A 24,527-nucleotide genomic window follows, 5' to 3' on the forward strand; every position below is an offset into this window, starting at 1 on the left:
TGTCGTCGTAAAGACGTGTTGTAGAGACGCACAGCAGTGCGTCTCCACGGAGGTTGGAATTTGAATTTTACCCCCACAACAATTATAAAAATTGGAATTTTAATTCCTACCCCCCTTGGGTGGCGGAAATAATCAGAATATCATCAGTTTCCCGAATAAAATGAGAGTCCCATTCAGGTTTTGGAATTACGGTGCTGTTTATAGCAATGGCAATTCCGTTTTGTTTGTTCGGAATTTCGAGATCGAGCAATGACTGAACGCTAAGTGTTTCAGCATTGAAATGTTTGATTTGTTGGTTGATTTTTAGTTCCATTCCTTCTAGATTTAGTGTGTTGAAGAAAGGCATTGCTGCGTTTCTTTACTCTAGGAATGGCTACAATTGCACATGAAAGTGCATCAGAAAGTCATCTTACTTTTCCCTACGCTAGTATGAACTAGATCAGGTTCAGAGGGTAAAATCTCAGCCTGCAATGTTGCAGACACCCCTAAAGTGTGAAGCAAATGTAAGAAATTTTTATTTGGGGAGGGGAAAAAAGTTTTCGGTCTCAGTTTTCAGTCTCATTTCTCAATCACGGTTTTTATGACTGCGACTGCAAACTGAGACTGAATACTGCGACTGCAAACTAAGCTCGAGTCCAGCAATCTCCGACGTGATCGTTGACCATTCCGGTGGCTTGCATGTGGGCGTAAATCACGGTAGAACCTACAAATTTAAAGCCTCTTTTTTTTAAATCTTTGCTGATTTCGTCAGATAGAGGTGTGGTCGCAGGAACGTCTTTTAAGGTTTTTGGGGTATTGTCTATAGGTTTTCCGTTGGTGAATTTCCAGATATAATCGGAGAAACTTCCAAATTCTTCCTGTATTTTTATAAAGGCCTGTGCATTGGTAACGGCGGAACGAATTTTTAATTTATTGCGAATAATTCCCGTATCTTCAAGTAAAGATTCGATTTTATTTTCGGGATAATTGGCGATTTTTTTATAGTCGAAATGATCAAAGGCAGCTCTGAAATTTTCTCTTTTATTCAATATAGTAATCCAGCTTAAACCGGCCTGAAAAGTTTCAAGGATTAAGAATTCGAATAATGATGCGTCGTCATAAACAGGAACACCCCATTCTTCATCATGGTATTTTTTGTATAAATCACTGGAAGTACACCAGCCACATCTTATTAAATCCATTTTTATTTCAAATATAAAAAAAAATCTCAAGCAGTTTAGGTTTGAGATTTTAAGTATTGTAAAAGATTTTTTATTTTATCGCTGTTGCAAGCTGCAATTTAAAACTTTCTAATTTGATCAAATAAAAGGTAGAGAACAGTAAAATCCAACTGATAAGGATCAAAAATAAATTGGTGTAATTTTGATTTGTAAATTCCAGATAATGACATAAAAAGCCAAAAAAGAGAATTAATATAAAATTGTATACGATAGCGTTTTTTAAACTCATTTTGATGGCACCGGTTAAAAAATTCCAGAAGACAAGTTCGTCTTTTAGTATGATTTTTTCGGGATTTGAAACATCAATCAGAACATTTTGTGATAGCTCAAGATTAACTGTTATTGTTTTATTGTTTGAAGTGTAGGTGTAATTGTGGTTTTGTAAAAAAGTAATAATTTCATTAGATTTCATGTTTTGGTTTTGTTAATTGGTTTTGGTTATAAAATAGGAATGGTTCTGCTTCTCAAAACTCTGATATTCGAACTATTTTTTAGAATATTAGCACATCAAAATTTTAAGAGTCAGTATTTTAAGATGATCTTATTGTTTTTCGATAGTCTTGGTTTTATCTTCAGTAGTAGGGTCCTGCTCGAGATATTTCTTTATTAAGTGATGTCCAAGATAAATTAATGGCGTCAGTAAAATAGCAACAGAAAGTTTAAAAATGTAGCCCGTTAATCCCGATGAAATAAAGGTGTCAAAATCAATTTTTCCAGGTAACCAGAAAGCAATTCCAAGAACAATAAAAGAATCAAATAATTGAGAGATTACAGTTGATCCCGTGGTTCTAAGCCATATTTTTCCTTCGCCTGTTCTGTTTTTAAAAAACCAAAAGATCCAAACATCAATTAGCTGAGAAATTATAAAAGCGATAAGACTACCGACAATAATCCACATACTCTGTCCAAAAACAGCTTGAAACTGTTCGTCATTTACCGGGCTAATGCCTTTTGCGGCCGGAACCACAATAGCCATAAATAAGATCAGGAATGCATAAGCGATCAGGCAGGCTGTTATAAAAGAAAGTTTTTTAACACCTTTTTCTCCAAAATATTCATTGATCAAATCGGTAGTAAGAAAGACAATTGGCCAAGGTAGAATCCCGATACTCATTACAAATGGGCCAATCTGGATTAGTTTTCCTCCAATTAGTTCTGCGACGACTGCATTAGTAATAAAAATTCCTGCAAGAACAACAAAGACAATTTCTTTTCTGGTTTTAAACATGTGTTTTTATAATTGATGGGTCAAATTTAAGTTATTTCTTTAAAAGTTGGGATAGTTTGAATTTAAATTAGGCCAAGGTCATTAAAATGGACGAGAAGTTAAAATTTTCTTTGCAATGCTGTTTTTAGTTATTTTTGAAGGAATTACAAAATTCATTTATACCACAACAAAGTGATGATAACAAAAAAAATAATTGGAATTATTCTTATGGGGACAACCTTTTTTGCGTCGAACGCACAAACCAATACTGAAAATCCGTTGCTTAAAAAATGGACAGGTCCGTATGGCGGAGTTCCTGCATTTAATCTGTACAAGGTTTCAGATTTTAAACCGGCACTTCAGTTTGCTATTCAGGAGAAACTGGATGAAGTTGATGCTATTGCAAATAATTCAAAAGCGCCAACTTTTGATAATACGATTGCGGCTTTAGAGCGCTCCGGTAAAACGATTACAAGAATTTCTACTGTGTATGGAATTTACAGATCTAACATAAGTAGTCCGGAATTTAATGTTGTGGATACTGAAATGTCTCCAAAATTTTCTGAGTTTTCGGATAAAATCAATCAGAATAAAAAGCTTTTCGAAAGAATTGAGGCTCTATATAATTCAAAAGAAAGCAAAAAACTTACCAGCGAGCAACAAAGATTGATTTGGTTGTATTACACTGATTTTGTTCGTGAAGGAGCAAAATTAAATAATGCCGACAAAGAAAAAGTAGCTAAAATCAATAAAGAACTAGCGACACTTTTTACCCGATTTAATCAAAATTTATTAGCAGAAGAAAACAATCAGTACGTGGCTTTAAAAACAGAAGCTGATTTTGATGGTCTTCCGGCTGAAGAAAAAAATGCCGCAATAGCAGAAGCAAAAGAAAGAAAATTAGACGTTATGGGCTGCGTTGCCAATACACGTTCTTCGATTGAGCCTTTTTTGACGTTCTCAACGCGCAGGGATTTAAGAGAAAAAGCATTTGATATTTTTGTGAAACGTGGAGATAACGGAAATGAGAATGACACTAATTCGACTTTAGTTGAAATTTTGAAATTGCGTACTGAAAAAGCAAAAATACTTGGTTTTCCATCCTTTGCGCATTGGAGTTTGTCTAATAAAATGGCAAAAGACCCACAGAAAACATTAGATTTAATGATGTCGGTTTGGAAACCTGCGGTAGAAAAAGTGCAGCAGGATGTGGCTGAAATGCAGAAAATTGTTGATACTGAAGGTGGAAAATTTAAAATTGAACCTTGGGATTATCGTTATTATGCTGAAAAAGTCAGAAAAGCAAAGTATGATTTAGATCAAAATGAAGTTAAACCTTATCTGCAATTAGAGAATTTACGTGAAGGAATGTTCTGGGTTGCCGGGGAATTATTTAATTTAAAATTCAAACAAATCACAGATGTTCCGGTTTATCATCCGGATGTACGTGTTTGGGAAGTGAGTAATAAGATAACAGGTAAAGTAGTGGGATTATGGTATTTTGATCCTTATGCGCGTGCAGGAAAACGTTCCGGTGCGTGGATGAATTCTTACCGTGATCAGCAAAAATTAGACGGAGATGTTCTGACAATCGTATCTAATAATTGTAATTTTATTAAAGGAACTGCAAACGAGCCGGTTTTAATTTCGTGGTCGGATGCGACTACGTTATTCCATGAATTTGGCCATGCACTTCATGGTTTATGTTCAAATGTTACCTATCCAAGTTTGTCGGGAACAAGTGTTGCAAGAGATTATGTAGAGTTTCCTTCTCAATTGTTAGAGCACTGGTTGGCAACTCCGGAGGTCTTAAATAAATTTGCGTTACATTATAAAACCAATGAGCCACTGCCTCAGGCATTAGTTGATCGAATAGAGAAAGCAGCCGATTTTGGCGAAGGTTTTGCAACAGTTGAAACGATTTCAAGTTCACTGATTGATATGAAGCTTCACTTAGCAACAGAGGCTATTGATCCTCATAAATTTGAAAAAGAAACCTTAGATGCGCTAAATATGCCGTCAGAGATTGTAATGCGTCACAGAATCCCACAGTTTGGGCATATTTTTTCAAGTGACGGTTATGCGGCAGGATATTACAGTTACTTGTGGGCAGATGTTATAAATGCAGATGCGTATGAGGCTTTCTTAGAGGGAAAAGGACCTTACGATAAAGAGGTTGCCAAACGACTTTATGACAATGTTTTTAGTACCGGAAATACGATTGATCAGGAAAAAGCATATGAAAACTTCAGAGGAAGAGCGCCTAAGTCAGATGCTTTGATGAGAGCGAGAAATTTTCCGATTACGGATAAGAAGTAAGATGTGAAATGCGAATTGTGAAATGATTTAGTTCGTCTAAGGATAAAATAGATTTGATTTTTCGCATTTTACATTTTACAATTCACATAAAATATTTGCGGTTAAAAGAACCAGTAGCATAAGCAATAAAAAAGCCCGAATAAATTAATATTCGGGCTTTTTGTATTGAAAAAATAATATATTAACCTAAAGTAACTCTTTTGAAACCTGTGATTTCAACGTTGAATCCTTTAACATAATCACTAACTTTTTTACTATCGTCTTTGATAAAGTTTTGATCTAATAAAGCTTTTTCTTGATCTAAAGTAGTATTGTCAGAGATGAAACGTTGTACTTTTCCTGGGATAATTTTGTCCCAAATTTGCTCTGGTTTACCTTCAGCTTTTAATTCAGCTTTAGCATCTTCTTCCGCTTGTTTAATAACTTCTTCAGTTAATTGAGAGAAAGAAATATATTTAGGAACATTTTTTAAAGTTTTTCCTAAACGTTTTGCTTCTTCATTATCTTTTTCGATTACAGCAATACGAGCAGCAAGTTCAGATTCAACGAAAGCAGGATCAAAATCTTTGTAAGATAATGTATCAGCTCCCATAGAAGCAACTTGCATAGAGATGTCTTTAGTTAAAACTTCAGCGTTGTCAACTGATTGAGAGATTGCTGTTAATGCAGCAATTTTGTTAACGTGAACATAAGATCCAACGAAAGCACCTTCTAAAATTTCAAAACCACCGATTTCGATTTTTTCACCAATAACACCAGTTTGCTCAATTAGTTTTTCAGCAACAGTAATTCCGTTGAAATCTGAAGCTAAGAAATCTTCTTTAGAAGAAAAGTTAATAGCTCTTTCTACTAATTCTTTAGCTAAAGTTACGAAAGCTTCATTTTTACCTACGAAATCAGTTTCGCAGTTTAAAGTGATGATCGCTCCTTTAGTTTTATCAGCATTAACAAAAGAAACAGCAGCTCCTTCAGAAGACTCACGGTCAGAACGATTAGCAGCAACTTTTTGTCCTTTTTCTCTAAGGTTTTGTATCGCTTTATCGAAATCTCCTTCAGCTTCAACTAAAGCTTTTTTACAGTCCATCATTCCGGCACCTGTAGTTTGTCTTAATTTATTTACGTCTGCAGCAGTAATTGTTGCCATAATATTTTGAATTTTAATGTTAAAAGTAAAAATTCCAGCTTTTAAATCCCAAATTCCAATTTTATTAAATTATCAACATAATGTTTTTAATTTTTATTTGGATTTTGGAATTTAAAATTTGGAATTTAAAATTTGATTTATTCTTCAGTAGCAGGAGCAGCAGCTTCAACAGCTGGTGCAGCTTCTACAGCAGCAGGTGCAGCAGTAGCATCTTCTGTTGTAGCTTCAGTTTCTTTGTCAGAACCTCTGTCAGAAAGACCGTCGATTACAGCAGCAGTTACTAAAGATAAAATTTTGTCAATTGATTTAGAAGCATCATCATTTGCAGGAATAACGTAATCAACCTCTCTTGGGTCAGAATTCGTATCAACCATTGCGAAAACTGGAATGTTTAATTTTTGTGCTTCTTTTATTGCGATATGTTCTGCTTTGATATCTACTACGAACAATGCTGCAGGTAGTCTAGACATATCAGCGATTGAACCTAAGTTTTTCTCTAATTTAGCACGTAGACGATCAACTTGTAAACGCTCTTTCTTAGAAAGTGTCATGAAAGTACCGTCTTTCTTCATTTTATCAATAGAAGACATTTTTTTAACTGCCTTTCTGATAGTTACAAAGTTAGTTAGCATTCCACCAGGCCATCTTTCAGTGATGTAAGGCATGTTTGCAGCTTTTGCTTTTTCAGCAACGATGTCTTTTGCTTGTTTTTTGGTAGCTACGAATAAGATTTTTCTACCTGATGCAGCGATTTTTTTCAAAGCTTCGTTAGCTTCTTCAATTTTAGCTGCAGTTTTATATAGATTGATAATGTGAATACCATTACGCTCCATATAAATGTAAGGAGCCATATTTGGATCCCATTTTCTAGTCATGTGTCCGAAGTGAACACCTGCTTCTAGTAAGTCTTTTACTTCTATTTTGTTTGCCATTTTTGTACTAGTTTACGTTCTGTTGATTAGCAATGCATAAATGGCGGTTTCCCAGGCTTTATACATTTAGATGCTAAACTATTTCCTACCTCGGTAGGAGAGCAACAACAACTGTGTTTTTTAATTTCAATAAATAATTGATCATGTCTTGTCCCAAATGAACAAGACAGGTAATATTAACGTTTAGAGAATTGGAATCTCTTACGAGCTTTCTTCTGACCGAATTTCTTACGTTCAACCATTCTTGGATCTCTTGTTAATAAACCTTCTGGTTTAAGGATAGCTCTGTTTTCAGCATTTACTTCACACATAACGCGTGCTAATGCCATTCTTACAGCTTCTGCCTGACCAGTTGAACCACCTCCGTAAACGTTTACTTTTACATCAAAGTTGTTTACATTTTCTGTCATAGACATTGGTTGTAAAACTTTGTATTGTAAAGTTGCCGTTGGAAAGTAAGTTGCGAATTCTTTTTTGTTTACAGTGATTTTTCCTGTTCCTTCAGAAACATATACACGTGCAACAGCGGTTTTTCTTCTACCGATTTTGTGAATAACTCCCATTACTTAAGATCGTTTAGGTTAACAGTTCTAGGTTTTTGAGCTCCTTGTTTGTGCTCAGCTCCTACAACAACATTTAGATTTCTAAAAAGTTCAGCTCCTAATTTGTTCTTAGGTAACATTCCTTTTACAGCTTTCTCTACTAATAATGCAGGGTTTTTAGATTGCAATACTTTAGCAGTTAAAGTTCTTTGTCCTCCTGGGTAACCTGTATGACGCATGTAAATTTTGTCATTCATTTTTGTACCTGTAAGGTTAATTTTTTCTGAGTTGATAACAATTACGTTATCTCCACAGTCAACGTGCGGTGTGTAACTTGGTTTGTACTTACCTCTTAAGATCATTGCAACCTTTGAAGCAAGACGTCCTAAGTTATGACCCTCAGCGTCAACAACAATCCACTCTTTAGTTACAGTGGCTTTGCTAGCTGAAACTGTTTTGTAGCTTAATGCGTCCATAATATTATTTTAATTAAACATTCCATCCCCAATAAAGGGGATGCAAAAGTACAATTAATTATTTTAAAACCAAATACCTGAAAAGATTATTTTAACTCCTGATTTTCAGGAGCTATTTTTTTATCTAAAACAATAAAAAAACCATCTTTACAAAAGTACGTAAAGATGGTTTCAAGTAAGGCAGATAAAAAAGTAAATTATACTATAAAGAGGTTGGCTATATCTACAACTTGCTGTGTAGTAAGTGGTTCGTCATAAGCTTCAGATCCTGCTGCGGCACCAAATAAGGTTGATGTATTAAATCCTGCCTGTATCGTAAGGCCTTCGCCATCATAGACAGCTTGTGTTGCGGCCGGCATTCCTGCACCTCTTTCACTATTGGAAATCCATCCTTTTAAACCACGCAGTCGTCTTACTTCAGACGCATGTCGTGCTTCAACAGAGTGGATTTGAAGTGCTGCGGTTAATAAATCAGGTGTAGAAATCAGATTTGCAGCCTGTCCTTTATAGGCTCTTACGCCCGTATCTTCAAATGCCTGAGCTAAGGCTAAGAAGGTCGGATAATCTCCAAAAGGATTAAAAGCGCCTCCAACTGTAAAGTCAAAAGTAGGTTTAGGGACAAAATTGGGACTCATTGTTCCACCTAAACCTGCAATTAGAAATTTTACGTGATCGGCTTCATGATCAGCAATTTGCTGAAATACTTTCAAATCGCGACCGCTATTTTCTGATGCGGGAATTACTCCTGAATCTAATGCCATAGCATAAAATTCATTTTCAAGATATTCTAAAGTTAATGCAAACTGCAACGCTCCGATTGGTGTTGCAGGAGTAGGGGTTATATCTTTTGCCATTGCTTTGTTAGCCAATGCGGATAGTCCGAATGGAATGGATGCAAATGCTAAATTTTTTCCAAGATTTCCAAATTGTGTAAAACTGTCTCTTCTTGAACCTGTGCTAGTCATAATACCCTCATTGGTAAAAGACTCTATAAATTTTAGTATATTCATAATTTCTAATTTTTAAATTGGGTTATTATTAAGGTAAATATTTAGCAGTAAATTGAGTTGTGATAAATCCGCCTGCAATGGCTAAAATTTTCGAAGGATCTTTTGCGTCATCCAATCCGGTTGTCATATTGATGATATCATCTCCGGCAAAATCTTTAGAATTCGGATTAATTAAACTTCTGATGGCAGAGGCGTGTCTTGCTTCTACAGAAACAATTTTCCCGGCCAACAATAAGTAATCCGGATTTTTGATCAGTTTTCCTGCCCCGTTGTATGCGGCTACACCGGTATCTTCAAGTGCTTTGGCTGTAGCCAGAACATCGTTGCGACTATTAAAGTTTAAAGCGCCGTAATTAAATGCTAATGTAGGGAGTAGTTGAGAACTCGGATCCGGTAGTCCACCAGTTAAAGCAGCTTTAAAGAAATCTCTGTGTACTACTTCGTGGTAATATAAGTCGGTAAGGACTTGTTTTTCAATAGCATTGAAGGTGGTGTTGAAATTGGAAGCGTTTACCACTTTGGTATAAAAGTCAGCCTCTAATTGTTCTAAGGCATATGCGTAGGTCAGAACGCCAAAATCTCCGGCTCCTAAATCGAATTTTCCGTTTTTGACTCCTGGTAACATATTATCTATTATAGGATCATCATTATCATTGTTGTCACTACATCCGGCCATAAGTAATCCGGCACTGGCAATAGTTAGTCCGCTTAGTTTGAGAAAATTCCTTCTGTTGTTCAATGAAGTGTCTACCTCTTGAACTCGTACTTCGTTTTTCATAATTATTACTTTTTTAAATGGTTATTAATAGGAATTGCATTTTTGCGTATTAGGTTACTTACGGGCTTTCTTACAGAGTAGTTTTAGAAATTAGATTTATTTTTTATTTTTTTTATAATTCTCTTAAGACATAAGGGAAAACATGATAAGATTTTGATGTAGTCTGCGATGATTTTTGTTGTAATTTCAGTAATTCTACTATATTTGTATTAATTCCATAAAACATGATAGAATGAAAGCTAAAGCAACTTTAAAACAAATCGCAAAAGAACTCAATGTTTCTGTATCAACAGTTTCTAAAGCGCTTAATGATAGTCCTGAAATTAGTGAGCAAACAAAAATTAAGATTAAAGAATACGCGAAATTGAAAAATTACAAACCGAATGTGATTGGTTTGAATTTGAAAAATCGTAAAACAAAAACAATTGGAGTTATTATACCTAATATATTGAACTCGTTTTTTGCGAAGGTTTTTAGTGGTATCGAAAAAGTAGCAGACAAAAAAGGATATAATGTAATTACCTGTATTTCTAATGAATCTTTAGAAAAAGAAATTCATACACTGGAAATGTTGAGTAACGGAACCATCGATGGTTTTATATTATCAGTTTCAGAAGAAGCGCAAAAATTACAGGAATACAACCATTTTTCGGCAATTATAAATGATGGAACGCCAATCGTAATGTTTGATCGAATTGCGGAAGGTGTAGAATGTGATAAAGTAGTTGTAGACGATTACGATTCTGCTTTAAACTCGACACAACATTTGATTAATTTAGGTTGTAAAAATATTGCCTTAATCTCTTCTGTTGATAATTTAAGTGTTGGAAAATTGAGAGCTGACGGTTATTTGAAAGCTTTAGAGAACAATAACATTGCGATAAACGAAAAAATCATCCTCAGAACCGATTCTGAAGAGGATATGAAAAGTAAAATTGACGCTATTTTTGAACAAAAAATTGACGGAATTTTTGCTTTGGATGAAAATGACTCCGTTGCAGCTTTACGCGTAGGATTGAAAAAAGGATACAGAGTTCCGGAAGATATCTCGATTATTGGTTTTGCAGATGGAATTTTAGCTTCAAGACGTTTATCGCCAAGTTTGACAACAGTAAGCCAACACGGTATTGAAATTGGTGAAGTCGCTGCCAAAAGGTTAATCAAAAGACTCGAAGAAAACGAAGAAGAAACGTCAGATTATGAAACCATCGTAATCAAAACAGTATTAAAAGAACGGGAATCAACCCGCAAAGTATAGTTCAAAAAAAAATCCATTCGTTTGAATGGATTTTTTTTGTTTAGTTTTTATGTGTTTCAGCTTTAGGTAATAGGCGGCAGACAATCTAAAATCATTAATCTAAAATCTACAATAATCTTAGTGCGCTTCCAGCCAATCTTTACCTAATCCTAATTCTACTTCTAACGGAACCGCCATTATAAAAGCGTTTTCCATTTCGTGTTTGATCATAGGCTGGATTTTTTCGAGTTCGTCATTGTGAACATCGAACACAAGCTCATCATGTACCTGAAGTAACATTTTTGATTTCCAGTTTTCTTCTTTTAATTTTTTATGAATGTTGATCATTGCAATTTTAATCACATCTGCAGCACTTCCCTGAATAGGGGCATTCACGGCATTTCGTTCTGCAGCGCTTCTTACAACGGCGTTGGCAGAATTAATATCTTTTAAGTAACGACGACGTCCTAAAATGGTTTGTACGTATCCTTTTTCACGTGCAAATTCAATTTGCTCTGAAATATAAGATCTCAATTTTGGGTATGTTTTGTAATAGGCTTCAATCAAAGCAGCACTTTCGCTTCTTGATAAGGAAGTCTGATTACTCAATCCAAAAGCAGAAACACCGTAGATAATTCCGAAATTTACTGTTTTAGCATTACTTCTTTGTTCGCGGCTCACTTCATCCAAAGGAACATCAAAAACTTTAGCAGCTGTTGCTTTGTGAATGTCTTCTCCGTTTTGGAAGGCCTTGATCATGTTTTCTTCACCACTCAGAGCGGCAATAATTCGCAATTCAATTTGAGAATAATCCGCAGAAATCAAAGTGTGGTTTTCGTCACGGGCTACAAATGCTTTACGAATCTGACGACCTCTTTCGGTACGAATCGGGATATTCTGTAAGTTTGGATTATTAGAACTCAAACGGCCTGTTGCAGCAACAGTCTGCATATAATCGGTATGAACTCTTTGTGTTTTTTTGTCTACTTGTTCCGGTAAAGCCAGAATATAAGTACTCTGTAATTTTACCATTTGACGCCAATCCAGAATCTCTTTTACAATCGGATTGTCGTTGGCTAAATAAGTTAATACTTCCTCACCGGTAGCGTACTGACCAGTTTTGGTTTTCTTTTGTTTGGCACCACCAATTTTCATTTTATCAAATAAAATATCACCCAACTGTTTTGGAGAAGCCAAATTGAATTTCTCGCCTGCAGTTTCGTAAATATTTTGCTCCAAAGTTTTAATTTCAACATCCATTTCTTTAGACATTGCTTTTAAAAACTCAACATCAAGACGAATACCTTCTGTTTCCATAGCAGCCAAAACACTTACTAACGGAATTTCGATTTCGTCAAACAGTTTTTTGGTTTCCGTTTTGTCTAATTCAGTGGTGAAGATTTCTTTCAACTGTAAGGTTACATCAGCATCCTCAGCAGCATATTCTTTGATGTCTTCCAAAGCAACATCACGCATTGAGATTTGATTTTTACCCTTTTTACCAATTAAATCTTCAATTGGTTTTGGGGAATATTTCAAATATGTTTCTGCTAGAATATCCATATTATGACGCATATCCGGATTGATCAGATAATGTGCAATCATCGTGTCAAAAAGTTTTCCTTTTACCGTAACACCATAATTAGAAAGAATTTTTAAATCGTATTTTAAATTCTGACCGATTTTTTCAATATTATCATTTTCAAAAAACGGAATAAACTTGGCAATCAGAGCTTTTGCTTCTTCCTGATTTTCCGGAAACGGAACATAAAGCCCTTTTCCTTTTTCATAAGAAAACGAAATACCAACCAGTTCCGCATGCAAAGCATCTAAACCGGTAGTTTCAGTATCAAAACAAACAGCAGTCTGTTTTTGTAAATTTTGTAAAAGTAATTTAATACCTAAATCGCCTTCAATTGCCTGATAGGAGTGCGGTGTGTTTTCTAAAGTAGTATAAAAAGAAGTTCTTGCAGCTTCCGGATTTTCGGCGGTATCACCGGCTCCGAAAAGATCAAACTGGTCTTCGTTTTTAGGTTGTGCTTTTTTGTATAATTTGGCGTCAGGGGCTGTCTCCGTAATTTGTGCTCCACCTGTTTTAAACAAATTATCAAATTGTTCCGCCATTCTTCGGAATTCTAATTCCTGAAAAATAGCATCTGTTTTTTCGATATCGGGACGTGTTAGCTCGTAATCATTTTCGTCAAAAGTAACCGGGCAATCCAATAAAATAGTGGCTAAAGTTTTAGAGAGTAATCCCTTTTCTTTGTTGGCCTCGATGTTTTCTTTCATTTTTCCTTTCAGCTTGTCGGTATTAGCCAAAAGGTTTTCCATTGTACCAAATTCTTTTAAAAACTTTTTAGCCGTTACTTCACCAACACCCGGAAGTCCCGGGATGTTATCGGCAGCATCACCCATCATTCCAAGGAAATCAATTACCTGTTCCGGTCTTTCGATTTCAAATTTTGCCAAGACTTCCGGAACACCCCAAATTTCAATTCCGTTACCCATTCGGGCCGGTTTGTACATGAAGATGTTTTCAGAAACCAATTGAGCAAAATCCTTATCGGGAGTTACCATGAAAACTTTGTAATTCTGTTTTTCGGCTTGTTTGGCAATCGTTCCAATTAAATCATCGGCTTCAAAACCTGCCACTTCAATAATAGGAATGTGCATGGCTTTTAGTAATTCGCAGATATAAGGCACTGCAATTTTTATAGCTTCCGGTGTTACATCGCGATTGGCTTTGTATTCCGGAAATATCTCGTTACGAAGTGCACTTCCTCCTTTATCGAAAGCAACAGCCAGATGGTCCGGTTTTTCTCTTCTAATAACATCCAAAAGGGAATTCATGAAGCCCATAATGGCGGACGTATCCATTCCTTTGGAGTTGATTCTTGGGTTTTTTATGAAGGCATAATAACCACGGAATATTAAAGCGTAAGCATCAAGTAAAAAAAGGCGTTTTTGTGACGACATAAGTACAATTTATCAATTCAATTTTCAAAGTTACGAATATCACTATAATATTAAGTTAGAAATTGCTTTGTTATTTGTTAATCCAAAATAATTGAAGCAAGGATTGTTGGTTTTCGAAAACTTTAAAGGCTTGAAAACCAAAAGGTTTTTTTTGTCGTAGATAATTAATTAAAACACTACATTATGAAAGATACCTTACTTACGCCGAGATCCTTTTTATTGATGGGATTAATGTCATTTTTTGGAGCCTGTTCTAATGATGACGATAGAACTCCAGTGCAGCAACCAGAACCCGTGCCAATGCCTAGTACAGCACCTCCGGTAGATTTTACTGCCTTGTCCAATGATAATAAAGTTTTTTATTTTAATGCTAAAGATTTAAAAATGCCCATTCGTTCCTATACGATAACAGGATTGCAGTCAGGCGAAAGTATCCTGAGTATTGACTACAGACCGGCAACGGGACAGTTGTATGGTTTAGGGTCTACAAGCAGATTGTATAGTATAAATGAAAATTCAGGATTAGCGACACCACTTGGGGCGGCTTCTTTTTCTCCTGCGATCGAAGGAACGTCCTCTTCTATAGATTTTAATCCAACGGTTGATCGTGTGCGTCTGATTTCTAATAATGGAAAAAATCTGAGATTACATCCCGAACTCGGAACTGTTGTGTCAACAGACGGAAATCTCAATGGAGTTGCAAGCACTCAGGTTGATGCCATTGCTTACACGAATAGTTTCTCCGGAAGTACAACAACCCAATTATTTGATATTGATTACACGACGGACAAATTATATCTGCAGAATCCGCCAAACGATGGGAAACTTCAGGAAGTAGGAAGTTTAAAAGTAGATTTTTCAGGAACTGGAGGGTTTGATATACAGCCGGATTCTAATTTAGGAATCGCGGTTAACAATAAAAGCAGTGAATCCAGACTTTATACGATTAATTTAACGAATGGAGAAGCTGTATGGGTTGGTACTTTTACACAACAAATTGTTGAAGTTGCATTTAAATCAAAACCTATTGCTTATGCCACAAGCGCAACAAATTCCTTGTATCGATTAAATCCCGTTACAGGAACTTCCAATTCGATTGCTTTGATGGGGATGAATAGTAGTGAGGAAGTAGTAGGGTTGGATTTCAGACCTTCAAACGGAGCTCTTTATGCGGTGACCAATCAAAACAGGTTGCTAACGGTTAATACTTCAAACGGTCAGGTAACAGCGGTTGGCTCCGTATTATCGCCGATATTGTCAGGACAGAATTTCGGATTTGATTTTAATCCAACCGTAGACCGAATAAGATTGGTGAGTAATTTGGGACAAAATCTTCGTTTACATCCAGATACAGGAGCAGTTGTGGGTACAGATAGTTTTCTGAATCCGGGTACACCCTCTGTTTCGGCAGCAGCTTACACCAATAATTTTGCACAAGCCTCCTCGACACAGTTGTTTGTAATTGATTCAGGAAATAATAATTTGTACCTACAAACCCCTCCAAATAATGGGACTTTGGTGCCAGTGGGAGCTTTGGGGGTAACGACTACAGGAATGAATGGTTTTGATATAGGAGGAAATAGCGGTGAAGCGTTTGCTATATTAACGGTTAGTACTACGCAATCTATTTACAAAATAAACCTGACAACCGGTGCCGCAACAAAAACGGTTGATTTTTCTCCGGCCATCACTTCAATGACTTTAGGATTAGGTTTTTAAAAGGATAGCGAAAATTGATATATAAGAAGCGGCTGGAGTATTTCAGCCGCTTTTTTATAAATTAAAGTTAAAATTTTTTAGTGGTCTCGTTTCTTCATTTTCTCTTCATTTTCTCGAAGTAAATTTGATCTGTAATTAAAAAGGTTATTAATTCAAAATTATAGAAATCATGAGAAATTTTTTAATGTTACTCGTAGCAATTTTAGGTACAACAGCAATGGTAAATGCTTTTCCTCCTGTAAAAGTGGGACCCGCTAAAGAAATTAAAGCAACTCCGACAAAAGAGACAAAAGCAACCAAACATCCAAAACACAAAACGGATAAAAAAGCGAAATCTACTAAAAAAGAAGCTCCGAAATCAGAAACAGCAAACGTGAAAAAATAAAAGTTGTTTTTGTTTTGCTTTTTAAGGATTGTAAGGGAGGCAAAACAGAAAGGATAATTATGGAGAAAGCTGATGAAGAAATTTGTCAGCTTTTTTTATTCAATAATTTTTTAAATAATAAGGAGCTAATTTTTTCATAATTGCTTAAATTTAGTTGCTTTTAGAACTTTGAACTATGAATATTTTAATTGTTGAGGATAATAAAGAACTTGCCGTAGAGGTCTATGATTTTTTATGCAATGGTGGTTATGTCTGTAAAGTGGTTCATAATTGTGCGGATGCATTAGAGGAAATCGGCTGTAATGAGTACGATGCGATGCTGTTGGATCTTGGTTTACCGGATGGAGATGGCTTCGAAATTCTGACAGCGGTGCGAAAAACGAAATCCAAAATGGCAGTTATCGTCATTACGGCTCGTGGAGAATTAGACGACAGAATAAATGGTTTGCATTTGGGTGCCGATGATTATCTGACCAAACCTTTTGCTTTAACAGAACTGAGTGCGCGTCTTTATGCGGTGATCAGGAGAATGCATGGTTTTACTTTAAACGATTTAGTAGTACACGGTTTCTCACTGCAACTGCAGGATTATAAAGTAAGTTATGACGCCATTCCGATCAATCTGACCAAAAAAGAATTTGATATTTTTCAGTATTTGGTTTTGAATAAAAATCGGGTCATTACCAGATTGCAATTAACGGAGCACATTTGGGGAGATATACTGGAAGTAAATTCAGACTCGAATTTTATTGATGTCCATGTTCGGAATCTTAGAAAAAAATTAGACAAACATACCGATATTAGCTGGTTTGAAACCGTTAGAAATGTCGGATATCGAATTAATGTTTAAAAAGTAACGACTTTGAAAATAAAACACCAATTGGCTATTTTTAACGCGCTGTCAAGATTATTGCTGATCTTTATTTTGTGGTTAATGTTGCCTATTTTGGTCGAGAAAGTAGTTTACAGACATATCAACAATAGTTTAGTTGAAAAAGAGAAAAAATTCCTGGATCATTTGGACAAGGAAGAAATCAATAATTTTATTCAGAATACGGGCGATACCACAGATACGTATTCGCAGTTTTCAACTTTGCACAGCGAATTTCTGGTGCTTTCAAGAACCACAACGAAATCCCATCAAAAGAAAACGACTTTTAGCAATGCTTACAGGGTTATCGAAGGCGAAGAAAATGAATATCGAATTCTACAGCATCATTTTACTTATGCCAATGAAAATTATAAACTGGAGATAGGAAGCAGTCTTGCCGAAATAAAAGACCTTACTTTTATCATCCGGTTCTTTATTATTATTGTGTTTGTGATCATTCTTTTAATTACTTTTTTGGCGGATACTTTTTTTATTGAATATTTATTGAAGCCTTTTTATAAAATTATAGATACCAAAATCAGGCGGGTCAATGAGCCCGAAGCTTTTGATCATACCCCGATAAAAGCAACTTCGCGTGATTTCAGAGAGCTTGATTTTGTTCTGAATCAAATGATGGATCGTATTGCGGAACTCTTTAAAAAAGAAAAACAATTTATTTCTAATGTTTCCCACGAGTTACTTACGCCCATTGCACTGCTCAAAAATAAGTTCGAAAACCTATTGCAGAATGAGTCTTTAGATGATCTGGCGGTTGATAAAATTGCGGGTTCGCTCAGAACTTTAGATATGCTCAAAAAAATCATCAATAATCTGTTGCTGATTTCCCGAATAGAAAACAATCAGTATGCGACAGACGAAGCAATTCATTTTGGTGAAATTGTAAATGATATGCAGGAAGATCTTCAAGACAGAATTGAAGACAAAGAGATTCGTTTTTCGAATGAAATGCAGCATGATTTTAGTTTTAAAGGAAATAAAACCCTGATTCATATTCTGATCTACAATTTAATAACGAACGCAATTAAATACAATAAAGAAAAAGGAGAAATCATTGTTTCCGACGGATTCTTGAATGGGCAGTATTTTATCTCCATCAAAGATTCCGGCATTGGTATGGATGCTTCTCAGATTGAAAAAGTATTTAACAGATTTACCCGAATCAGTTCAGATCAAGATGGGCAAGGGTTGGGGCTTGCTATTGCAAAAAGTATTGCTTCTTTTCATCATATAGAAATCGATGTTGTTTCAGAAATTAATACCGGAACAACTTTTAAGCTTTTACTGCCTGAGGCTGCAAAACTTAATTAAAAGTTAATTTTTTTTAACACTACAAATCTTCATTTAAACTTCATTTAGTGATTATATCTTTGGTCTATAAATAATCAAATAATAATAATCTATAAATTTAAAGTCATGAGAAAATTAGCAATTTTAGCAGTAGCAGTTTTAGGAACAGTAGGAATGGTAAACGCTCAAACAGCCCCGGCTCAAACAGCTCCGGTAAAAGAAGCAAAAGCGCCTAAAAAAGACAAAAAAGCAGATAAAAAAGCGAAAAAAACAGAAGCTAAACCAGCAGCGTCTAAAACAGAAATGAAATAATAATAAGTCGTTTTTATTGTAGTTTCATGGCTTTTGGTTTGGTTAATGAAATGGTTAATAGGGATAAATTTTAAGTAGATTAAAAGGCTGACAAAGAAATTTGTCGGCCTTTTGATTTATATTTGAGTTAAATTTTTGATAATAAAAAGCAATAAAAAATCCATTCTTTGTTACTTTGCTTAAAACTATAACTAATGATCATTCGTTTTGTAATTCTTTGCGCTCTTTTTTTATTTATTGAGTTCTATTCTTACCAAGCCATCCGTACTTTAATTAAATTAAGATGGGTTTTGGTTAGTTATCAAATTATAAGTTTACTGCTTTTAATTTTTATCATTTACTCTTTTTCGCAAGTAGATCGTTCCGTTGGACAAACGAAGCAATTCATGTTTACAACAGGTCTGATGTTGTTGATTTATGTGCCTAAAATTGTAATTACGTTGGTTTTATTAGGAGAAGACGTTTTTAGATTAGGTGCAGGAGCCGTTAATTATTTTGTAGAAAATTCAAATGACACAAACATTCTTCCTTCGAGGCGAAAATTCATCAGTCAGATTGGTTTAGGGCTGGCAGCAGTTCCTTTTCTGTCTTTGATTTATGGAATTTTCGAAGGAAAGTATAATTATAAAGTAATCAAACAGACGATCTTTTTTCCGGATCTTCCGGAGGCTTTTGATGGTTTCAAGATCACTCAGATTTCAGATGTACACAGCGGAAGTTTTGACAATCCTGAGAAAATCAGCTATGCGGTTGATCTGGTCAATGAGCAAGAAGCAGATATGATTTTGTTTACAGGTGATATTGTGAACACCCATGCAACAGAAATGCATCCGTGGCTGGAGACTTTTAATAAAATAAAAAGTTACAAATACGGGAAATTTTCGGTTTTAGGAAATCATGATTACGGCGAGTACGTGACTTGGCCTTCCGAAAAAGAAAAGGAGGATAATTTTCACGCGATAAAAGAATTATACAACCAGATCGGATTTAAACTTTTACTGAATGAGCACACTTTTATTCAGAAAGGGGAAGATAGGATTGCTTTAGTTGGTGTTGAGAATTGGGGAAAGAATTTTAAAAAAGCAGGCGATTTAAACAAAGCTTCACAGCACGTAGATCAAAACGATTTTAAAGTCCTGATGAGTCATGATCCAAGCCATTGGGAATATGAAATAAAGAATCATCCGAAAAACTTTCATTTAACGCTGTCAGGTCATACACATGGCATGCAGTTTGGTATTGAAATACCGGGATATTTTAAATGGAGTTTAGCACAGTACATTTATAAACAATGGGCTGGCTTATATGAAGAGGTAGGCAGGTATGTTTATGTGAACCGCGGTTTTGGTTTTCATGCTTATCCCGGAAGAGTGGGTATCATGCCGGAAATAACGGTCATTGAACTAAAAAAAGGTAACAATGTCGCTTAGTTAAGTAAAAATGCTACATTTGTAAAATATTTATCTCTTTTTAGTAGATTTAAAAAAATTAAATTTTTGGTTTTATGTCAAAATTTGGAGAACTAATAAATGCTCAGGTCCCTGTGTTAATCGATTTTTACACAGATTGGAATGAATCGTCAGTTTCTATGCATCCTGTTATTAAGGATGTTGCTGCTGCGCTTGGTGATAAGGCCAAAGTAATCAAAATTGATGTAGATAAAAATCAGGAACTGGCGGAGGCACTTCGTATAAAGGGACTTCCGACTTTGATGATCTATAAAGAAGGTCAGATGATTTGGAGGCAGTCAGGGGAGCTTGATGCAAATACTATCATTGGTATTGTGCAGGAACAATTCGATATGTAATACTACACACGGTTTGCTGTTATTTAGTGAATAATATCAAACGTATATCCATTTTCTTTTAAAAAATGCAAGGTTTTAGGCAAGGCGAATTTTAAATTCGGTGAAGCCTTTATGCTGTCATGAAATACAATTACACTTCCTGACTTTACATTTTTCGTAACATTCTCCAAGCATTTTTGAGGAGTAATAGAACGGTCAAAATCAGCACTCAGAACATCCCACATTACTATTTTATAGCCTAGTTTGCGTAGAATTTTAGATTGCGCTTTTTTGATTTTCCCGTAAGGAGGACGAAAAAGCAGACGACTACCTGTTTTTTCTTGTTCTTCTAATACGTGTGCACAATTTTTAACATTTTCGATATAATCATTCGTGTGAATTTTCCATCCGTTTACGTGGTTCATCGTGTGATTTCCAATGGAGTGTCCTTCTGTGATTAATTTCTCAAATAGCGACAAATTCGCTTTTATGTTTTTTCCGATACAGAAAAAAGTGGCTTTGGCATCAAACTTTTTCAATTCAGATAAAACCCAATCCGTAATCTCCGGAGTAGGGCCGTCATCAAAGGTGAGGTATATCTTCTTTTCGTTGTTGGGAATGTCCCAGCAATATTTAGAAAATACCCTTTTTATAAATGAATTTGTTTTTACCCAATAAAAGCTCATCGTAAAATGATTTAGAGATATGTAAAATTAAAAAATGCAGTGCTATTTATCAAACAGCACTGCATTTTTTTAATTGCTAAATTTTTCGTATATTATTCTTTTTCTCTTCCGAAACGTTCGAAAACATTTACGTAAGTGTTAAAAGTTACTTTATGTTTCTCGTAGAAAGTGATGTCGTTGTTGTTTTTCATAACCTCCAATAAGCTTCTGTAACGCTCGATATCAGTGATAATATCAATAGCTAAGTCCGTTTGGTCAGAAGCGCTTAATGTGGCATAATAGTTCAGATCTTCTTTGTATTTCTGTACTAGCTTATTCAGCAAATCATGTGCTTTTGCTGTTTCACCAACTTTATAATAGCCACCGGCAAAAGGTTCAACTAAGGAATAATAACCAAATTTATCGATCGGCATTTTTGTCATAGCTAAATTAATGACTTTTTTCGCTTTGTCAATTTTGCCTTCAGCGATCAATTGGTTCATTAAACGAGATAAGTTTGTGCGGTATGTGATGCTGTTTTTTCTTGTTTCAGGATCGTGATAGATTTTGTCGCTTTCGCTGTTGCCCCAATCCCATTTCATTACAATATCATACATTTTGTCAGCATCAATTTGTCCCATGTCTAATGGTCCGCCTTCTTTTGAAGCAGTATTTTTTATCGGAACTAATTTATAAACCATTCCGTCTAATTGTAGATAGTCTTTTAGCCATAAGTAATCTTCACTGTCAAAAGCACCACCGCTAAAGTAGATTGGTCTTTTCCAGTTGTTATTAGCCAGGATATCCAACATCATCAAACGATTTTTGTATAACGCGCTTCCTTTGATGTCAATGTCCATATAAGGAACGATAGAATCATTGTATTTTGGATTAACGACTTTATTTTTAATAATTAAGTCTTTATCAACAGTAACTCTGATTTTATTAGTCGGGTAAAAATGAATGGTTTGCCCGTTTTGTAAACCTACAGTTGATTTTGGATTTTTAATAAAGCTGATGAAGTCATTAATATTCCAACGCGTTTCTATTTTTGGAATGTGAGCCACATAATCCAGTTTATCACCTACATATTCAGCATGTGTAAAAGAGATTGGTAATGGGTCAGATTCATACGATTTGGCTTTCATTTGATCAATGTACCAATCCGTCATGAAAAGGCTTGTATTGACAATTTTCACATCTGTTCGTACGCCTTCGATTTCCTGAGCATACCATAATGGGAAAGTGTCATTGTCTCCAATTGTAAATAAAATAGCGTTCTTGTCGCAGGAAGTCAAATAAGCTTTTGCCATTGCTACAGCAGTATATTTACCTGATCTGTCATGATCGTCCCAGTTTTGAGAAGCCATTAAAACAGGAGCAGCAAGGAAAGTTGCAGCAATAATTACCGGTCCGGCGATTTTTGGAGCTATGTATTTCTGAATCGTCTCGTACAACGAATAGACTCCAAAGCCAATCCAAATGGCAAACACATAGAAGGATCCTACCAGCGCATAATCTCTTTCACGAGGCTCAAAAGGTCTCTCGTTTAAGTAAATTTTTAATGCGATTCCTGTAAATAAGAATAAGGCCAAAAGAACGTAAAAACTTTTAAGGTCTCTGTTCGCATGATACATAAGTCCGATAAGTCCCAGAATGAAAGGCAGGAAGAAGTACGTATTTCTTCCTTTGTTGTTTAGTACATCTGTAGGTAAGTTGTCTTGAGAACCAAGATGGATGGAGTCAAGGGCTTTGATTCCGCTAATCCAGTTTCCGTCCAGATTGTCGTATTTCCCCTGAACATCGTTCTGGCGTCCGGCAAAATTCCACATCAGGTATCTTCCGTACATATATCCGAATTGATATTCAAACATAAAAAAGAAGTTGTCAGAAGCTGTTGGTTTCTCGATAATTAAGTAATCGCCGTAGCTTTTCAGGAATTTTACATAACCTTCGTTGTCAATTTGTTTTTGAGCATATGCTTTTCTGAATTCAGAAATCGTTTTTTCAACTTCGTTGCGCAATTGAGCAGTGGCTTTGTTGTATTCCTCTTCGCTTAATTGACTGGCGTCTATGCCATATTTTGCCAAATCATCTTCGTAAGGATAATTTGGGTTTATCTTGAAGCCCGGAGGGTGCGTGAAACCAATATAATTCTCAATGTGTCCCGGTTCGGTACTCCACATTCTTGGTAGTATGGTTTTTTGATTATCGTCCGTATTTTGTTCTGCGTTTTTATAGTTGTTGGTAATGATATATTTACCAGTTTTATAATCTCTTTCGTAGTTCGGTTTTTTGTCTAAATAAGGTGTTTTAGCGTCTAAACCTGCAAAAACTTCTGTGTATTGTGGTCCGTAGAACAACGGATTTACACCGTATTGTTCACGATTGTAGTATGCCAAAACTTCGGTGGCATCTGATGGTTTGTTTTCATTGATTACCGTATTTGCGTTAGCACGAACCGGTAACATCATCCAGGTTGAGAATCCTATTAAAATAAACAAGATGCAAAGAATGATAGTGTTATAGAAAATCAGGCCTTTTTGTTTGGTGAATTTTAACCCAAAATAAAAGAAAGCAATTAAAAGTAAAGCAACAAAAATGGTTCCGGAGTTAAAAGGAAGTCCCATGCTGTTTACCATGAATATTTCGGTTTTACCGAAGAACGCCATGGTTAGCGGAAGGAGTAATTTGAAAATAAACAACAATACTCCAATAACTACAACATTGGCAATTAAGAAGTTCTTGATGGTGACTTTTTCGTAATGTTTAAAATAGTATAGAAATCCTATTGACGGAATGGTTAATAAAGCCATAAAGTGGACTCCAAAAGAAAGACCAATAACAAGAGAGATAACCAATAACCATTTGTTTCCCTTAGGTTTGTCCATGTCTTGTTCCCAACGCAGACCAAGCCAAAAAAGTAAGGCAATTAACAAAGAGGCCATTGCATAAACTTCGGCTTCAACAGCATTAAACCAAAAACTATCTGAAAAAGTAAAAGCCAGGGCTCCTATAAAAGAGCTTCCTAGAATAACAATTGAATTATTTTGATTGATTTCGGAAAAACGGGCTATGATTTTTTTCAAGACCATAGAAGAAGACCAAAATAAAAATAGAATCGTGAATGCACTGGAGAAAACAGACATCATATTGACCATTAAGGCTACATGTTGGTTATCTGTTGCAAACATGGCAAAAAATGCACCCATCATTTGGTATAAAGGAGCTCCGGGTGGGTGACCAACTTCTAGTTTAGCTGCTGTAGCGATATATTCGCCACAATCCCAAAAACTCATGGTAGGTTCGACAGTCAGTGTGTAGGTGATTAAAGCGATTGCAAATGCAAACCAACCAATAATTGTATTCCATTTATTGAAATTGAATTGTGCCATATTTAGGTGTTATAATTTTAGATGTTTTCTATCCTACAAAGAAAATGTTTTTTTGTGTAAAGAATAGAGCATTAACAAAAAAATCTAGAAAACTATTTGGTTAAAGTAATCTGTTGTTGGTGAAATACTTGCGAAAACATTAGCGGTTTTAAAGGAGAAAAAACGAAAAAAAATGAAAATTTTTGCCCAAAAAGTTTGTGCAAACTAAATAAAGCTCTAAATTTGCACTCGCTTAACTGCACTGC

The 24,527-nt window shown here is 35.4% G+C and carries 22 protein-coding genes and 1 riboswitch; of the genes, 9 read left to right on the top strand and 13 right to left on the bottom strand.

Annotation, left to right across the window (positions count from 1 at the left end):
• Positions 1 to 106: 106 nt before the first annotated feature.
• The 4 genes from thiS to ACHRV3_RS07230 form a co-directional block, all read right to left on the bottom strand.
• Positions 107 to 313, bottom strand: a complete 207-nt coding sequence (gene thiS, locus ACHRV3_RS07215) for a sulfur carrier protein ThiS (RefSeq protein ID WP_047773278.1) — start codon at positions 311 to 313, stop codon at positions 107 to 109.
• Between the two features lie 86 nt (positions 314 to 399).
• Positions 400 to 497, bottom strand: a riboswitch (TPP riboswitch).
• Positions 498 to 623: 126 nt separating this feature from the next.
• Positions 624 to 1,181: a DNA-3-methyladenine glycosylase I gene (locus ACHRV3_RS07220; protein ID WP_395433805.1), complete on the bottom strand. Its 558-nt coding sequence runs from the start codon at positions 1,179 to 1,181 to the stop codon at positions 624 to 626.
• A gap of 70 nt (positions 1,182 to 1,251) precedes the next feature.
• Positions 1,252 to 1,632, bottom strand: a complete 381-nt coding sequence (locus tag ACHRV3_RS07225) for a hypothetical protein (protein ID WP_230004504.1) — start codon at positions 1,630 to 1,632, stop codon at positions 1,252 to 1,254.
• 129 nt (positions 1,633 to 1,761) lie between these two features.
• Positions 1,762 to 2,448, bottom strand: a complete 687-nt coding sequence (locus tag ACHRV3_RS07230; protein WP_047773045.1) for a queuosine precursor transporter — start codon at positions 2,446 to 2,448, stop codon at positions 1,762 to 1,764.
• A gap of 174 nt (positions 2,449 to 2,622) precedes the next feature.
• Here ACHRV3_RS07230 and ACHRV3_RS07235 point away from each other — a divergent pair, with 174 nt between their 5' ends.
• A complete protein-coding gene (locus ACHRV3_RS07235; protein WP_395433806.1) occupies positions 2,623 to 4,746 on the top strand; it encodes a M3 family metallopeptidase in 2,124 nt (707 codons plus the stop codon).
• Between the two features lie 181 nt (positions 4,747 to 4,927).
• Here the strand turns inward: ACHRV3_RS07235 and tsf are convergent, their stop codons facing one another.
• The 6 genes from tsf to ACHRV3_RS07265 form a co-directional block, all read right to left on the bottom strand.
• Entirely contained in the window at positions 4,928 to 5,890 is a 963-nt protein-coding gene (gene tsf, locus ACHRV3_RS07240) for a translation elongation factor Ts (protein ID WP_047773047.1), read from the bottom strand.
• A 137-nt stretch (positions 5,891 to 6,027) separates the two neighbouring features.
• Positions 6,028 to 6,822, bottom strand: coding sequence for a 30S ribosomal protein S2 (rpsB, locus tag ACHRV3_RS07245; RefSeq protein WP_047773049.1), 795 nt, complete (start codon positions 6,820 to 6,822; stop codon positions 6,028 to 6,030).
• Positions 6,823 to 6,998: 176 nt separating this feature from the next.
• Entirely contained in the window at positions 6,999 to 7,385 is a 387-nt protein-coding gene (rpsI, locus tag ACHRV3_RS07250; protein ID WP_007808909.1) for a 30S ribosomal protein S9, read from the bottom strand.
• Entirely contained in the window at positions 7,385 to 7,840 is a 456-nt protein-coding gene (rplM, locus tag ACHRV3_RS07255) for a 50S ribosomal protein L13 (protein ID WP_047773051.1), read from the bottom strand. Before rplM ends, rpsI begins: the two co-directional genes overlap by 1 nt.
• A gap of 197 nt (positions 7,841 to 8,037) precedes the next feature.
• The gene (locus ACHRV3_RS07260) at positions 8,038 to 8,850 is read right to left on the bottom strand and encodes a ferritin-like domain-containing protein (RefSeq protein WP_395433807.1); all 813 of its coding nucleotides are present in this window, start codon (positions 8,848 to 8,850) and stop codon (positions 8,038 to 8,040) included.
• A gap of 28 nt (positions 8,851 to 8,878) precedes the next feature.
• Positions 8,879 to 9,628 carry a ferritin-like domain-containing protein gene (locus ACHRV3_RS07265; protein WP_047773054.1) on the bottom strand — a complete coding sequence of 250 codons (750 nt, stop codon included), beginning with the start codon at positions 9,626 to 9,628 and terminating at the stop codon, positions 8,879 to 8,881.
• A gap of 232 nt (positions 9,629 to 9,860) precedes the next feature.
• Here ACHRV3_RS07265 and ACHRV3_RS07270 point away from each other — a divergent pair, with 232 nt between their 5' ends.
• A complete protein-coding gene (locus ACHRV3_RS07270; RefSeq protein WP_047773056.1) occupies positions 9,861 to 10,886 on the top strand; it encodes a LacI family DNA-binding transcriptional regulator in 1,026 nt (341 codons plus the stop codon).
• A 117-nt stretch (positions 10,887 to 11,003) separates the two neighbouring features.
• On the opposite strand, the gene polA is transcribed toward ACHRV3_RS07270, so the two are convergent.
• Complete coding sequence (polA, locus tag ACHRV3_RS07275) at positions 11,004 to 13,841, bottom strand: DNA polymerase I (protein ID WP_395433808.1); 2,838 nt, start codon at positions 13,839 to 13,841, stop codon at positions 11,004 to 11,006.
• Between the two features lie 183 nt (positions 13,842 to 14,024).
• Here polA and ACHRV3_RS07280 point away from each other — a divergent pair, with 183 nt between their 5' ends.
• The 7 genes from ACHRV3_RS07280 to ACHRV3_RS07310 all read left to right on the top strand — a co-directional run bounded on the left by ACHRV3_RS07280 (position 14,025) and on the right by ACHRV3_RS07310 (position 20,243).
• Complete coding sequence (locus ACHRV3_RS07280) at positions 14,025 to 15,560, top strand: DUF4394 domain-containing protein (RefSeq protein ID WP_395433809.1); 1,536 nt, start codon at positions 14,025 to 14,027, stop codon at positions 15,558 to 15,560.
• Between the two features lie 169 nt (positions 15,561 to 15,729).
• On the top strand, positions 15,730 to 15,945 hold the full coding sequence (locus ACHRV3_RS07285; protein ID WP_395433810.1) for a hypothetical protein: 216 nt from the start codon (positions 15,730 to 15,732) through the stop codon (positions 15,943 to 15,945).
• Between the two features lie 175 nt (positions 15,946 to 16,120).
• Positions 16,121 to 16,795 carry a response regulator transcription factor gene (locus tag ACHRV3_RS07290; RefSeq protein ID WP_047773066.1) on the top strand — a complete coding sequence of 225 codons (675 nt, stop codon included), beginning with the start codon at positions 16,121 to 16,123 and terminating at the stop codon, positions 16,793 to 16,795.
• Positions 16,796 to 16,807: 12 nt separating this feature from the next.
• Entirely contained in the window at positions 16,808 to 18,145 is a 1,338-nt protein-coding gene (locus ACHRV3_RS07295) for a sensor histidine kinase (RefSeq protein WP_395433811.1), read from the top strand.
• 105 nt (positions 18,146 to 18,250) lie between these two features.
• On the top strand, positions 18,251 to 18,436 hold the full coding sequence (locus ACHRV3_RS07300; protein ID WP_047773068.1) for a hypothetical protein: 186 nt from the start codon (positions 18,251 to 18,253) through the stop codon (positions 18,434 to 18,436).
• 194 nt (positions 18,437 to 18,630) lie between these two features.
• Positions 18,631 to 19,866, top strand: coding sequence for a metallophosphoesterase (locus ACHRV3_RS07305; protein WP_395433812.1), 1,236 nt, complete (start codon positions 18,631 to 18,633; stop codon positions 19,864 to 19,866).
• 74 nt (positions 19,867 to 19,940) lie between these two features.
• Positions 19,941 to 20,243, top strand: a complete 303-nt coding sequence (locus ACHRV3_RS07310; protein ID WP_047773070.1) for a co-chaperone YbbN — start codon at positions 19,941 to 19,943, stop codon at positions 20,241 to 20,243.
• 23 nt (positions 20,244 to 20,266) lie between these two features.
• On the opposite strand, the gene ACHRV3_RS07315 is transcribed toward ACHRV3_RS07310, so the two are convergent.
• Together ACHRV3_RS07315 and ACHRV3_RS07320 are read right to left on the bottom strand one after the other, a co-directional pair.
• A complete protein-coding gene (locus ACHRV3_RS07315; RefSeq protein ID WP_047773072.1) occupies positions 20,267 to 20,908 on the bottom strand; it encodes a polysaccharide deacetylase family protein in 642 nt (213 codons plus the stop codon).
• Positions 20,909 to 21,000: 92 nt separating this feature from the next.
• Positions 21,001 to 24,282: a DUF2723 domain-containing protein gene (locus ACHRV3_RS07320; RefSeq protein WP_395433813.1), complete on the bottom strand. Its 3,282-nt coding sequence runs from the start codon at positions 24,280 to 24,282 to the stop codon at positions 21,001 to 21,003.
• Between the last annotated feature and the right edge of the window lie 245 nt (positions 24,283 to 24,527).

The sequence above is a fragment of the Flavobacterium sp. FlaQc-49 genome, assembly GCF_044005985.1.
Classification (GTDB): domain Bacteria; phylum Bacteroidota; class Bacteroidia; order Flavobacteriales; family Flavobacteriaceae; genus Flavobacterium; species Flavobacterium cupriresistens.